Annotated in this window: 2 protein-coding genes; both read right to left on the bottom strand. The window is 44.6% G+C overall.

The window, feature by feature from the left end; all coding sequences use genetic code 11:
• On the bottom strand, positions 1–1,736 hold a 1,736-nt coding region (locus F6K49_RS40440; protein WP_293106489.1), incomplete at its 3' end, for a PAS domain S-box protein.
• A 134-nt stretch (positions 1,737–1,870) separates the two neighbouring features.
• Positions 1,871–2,588: phycocyanobilin:ferredoxin oxidoreductase (locus F6K49_RS40445; protein ID WP_293106492.1), on the bottom strand; the 718-nt coding region annotated here is incomplete at its 5' end.

Below are 2,588 nucleotides of genomic sequence, written 5' to 3' on the forward strand. Positions count from 1 at the left end.
GTGGACTTGGTTGCCAAGTTAACCCCATGTTCACTAGCCATTGTTTGCATAGCCTGGACTGCTTTTTTGATCAAGTCAGCTGCATTGCAGGCTTTTTTGTCCATATTCACCTTACCTGACTCAATGCGCTGTAGGTCTAAGACATTATTGACTAAGCGCACCAGGCGATCAGTTTGTTCGTCGGCAATTTCCAGCATTCGCTGTCCTTTGGCAGAGAGCTTACCGAGTTTTCCCGTCGCCAGGATTTTCAGGGAACCGTGAATTGAGGCCAGAGGGGTGCGGAGTTCGTGACTGACCACTGAAATGAACTCGTCCTTCATCCGTTCTATGGCTTTGCGATCGCTAATATCACTTGTTAAAGCAAAAAAACCTTTAACTAAACCCTCCTCCTCGCTGAGATGAGGGATGTAGGTAACGCTGACGGAGTGAGTGCGTCTATCTTTGAGGGTCATTTCATGTTCGTAGGTGACTGTCCGACCTGACAAGGCAGCCTCCACATGCACCCGAATCTGCTGATAGACTTTCTTCCCATGGACTTTCTGAAGGTGAGATCCAGACACCTCTAAAGGGGAAAGTCCCAACCAGGTTTTGTAGGCTTGATTGTTGAAGCGATAGCGCTGTTCCTTGTCAATGTAGGCAATTAAAACAGGCAGTGCATTAGTGATGAGGCGGAGTTGTTCTTCAGAACGACGCAAAGCTTCTTCTGCCTGAAGGCGATCATTAATTTCCTGTTGCAGATTGCTGTTTACTTTCCTCAACTCGGCTGTCCGTTCTGCAACCATCTCTTCCAGATTCTCCAGCAGTTGAGCTTGGGATAGGGCAATGCCGATTTGGTCTGCCAACTGTTGCATCAGTTCAACCTCAAACTCACTCCATGGTCGAGCAGCCTGACACTGATGGGCGATCAGCAAACCCCAAAGTTGATTCTGGGGTTTAACTCGGCGATTTTGGCTGTTTGTATGGGAGTTGAGGCTTTGTAAGATCGGCACAACCAGTTTAGCTTTGACATGCCATTCATCCAGAAACTCAACTAAGCACTCAGCCAAAGCGGCATCAGGGCTATGAACATCAGCGTAAGCTTGGGTGCGACCTTGACCATAGAGTTCTCGGTACTCTGGGGGAAAGACTTCTTCGGGAAACTCAACGTCGAGAATTGCCGGATATGTCGGTAAGGTCGCTTCGCTAATGATTTTACCTGTTCCATTGGCAAAAACTTGGTAAATCAGTACTCGATCAGCCCGAAGAATTCTTTGCACCTCTGTAACAGCAGTTTGTAGAATTTCTTTGAGTTGCAAAGATTGGCGAATTTTGAGAGTTACTTCAGAGAATAACTCTACCCGCTGATGTTGGCGTTGGAGTTCCTCTTTTGCTGCTTGTCGGCGCTTGGTAATGTCCCGCAAAATCAACAAGTGATTACCAGGTGACAAGTCTATAACTGATGTATACTCCACTGCTCGTGTCGTGCCATTTGGGCAGAGGAGTTGAACTTCCCCAATTTCTTGCCCTCTTTCCCAAAAGAGGTGCCATGCTTGTTCACAATTGAGGTCTAGTTTTAAAAAATTAATAATGGAGTGATTAATCAATTCCTCCCTTGCTAAACCAAATAAATCACAGACAGCAGGGTTCACCTCTATGAACTGACCGTTGTCACCAACGATAGCAATTGCTTCAAAGGAGCGCTCGAATCCAGCTTTGAGAAGAGATTCAAGCCTTTGAGGTTTCTCAGCAGACTGCATGACTACGCCAAATGTTAACTACTTTACTGTAATCTAAAGTAATCAAACTTTATTAAAAATTTACAAAATTTAACTTTAAGACTTCTATTGCCCGTGAAATTTCACTTGAAGATTTCCCTAAGCTCCAAACCCAATCAAGGGGAATCAAACAGCATTGTAGTTATATATCGTTGTGCCCATTGCTGACCAAAAGACTGTTCTAAAATTCTTCGAGTCTTGTCATTATGCTGCTGCTGAGTACAGTAGTAGCGTTGTCCTGCCAGAATTTCAGCTTCCTGGTAAGGAGAAGAAATCGGCATCATGGCGGTCGCAATTTGACAATGCAGAGTCAAAAAATGCTTGACTTGCTCAAGGAAAGCCGCTTCTTCTTGAGCATCGGCAGGACGCACAAATATACAAAATTCCGAAAAAATATCTCCCCACTTGGGTAAATCGCGGTGTTGAGAAAACTTAATTTTGGGTAGTTTGGCTAAAACACTGCGATAAGATATCGGTAAGATGCGCTTAGTGGTAACGGGAGACAGATCAACAATAGCCGCACTAATAAACCTTTTTCCTCCCACAAGATCAACTCCGAAAATTGGCAAGTTGTAGTTGGAGTGGGGGAACATAACACAGTGGAGAATATCAAGGCGATGACTTACTTTTGCTAACTCTAGGTGTAATTTGCGAAACTGGGGGGTCTGATAACAGCGATTTTCAATTAATAGTTTCTCCCCTTCTAAATTTCCCTCCACGTAACCGAGATCCTCTGGTATAGTGTAGGGAGACAGAGATAAGTAATGTTGCCAGTGGTCTTCAATACAGTTTGCAAGTTTGCGAATGAGAGTATGCTGGTTTTCTCTTAGAGAG

The organism is Moorena sp. SIO3I6 (assembly GCF_010672095.1).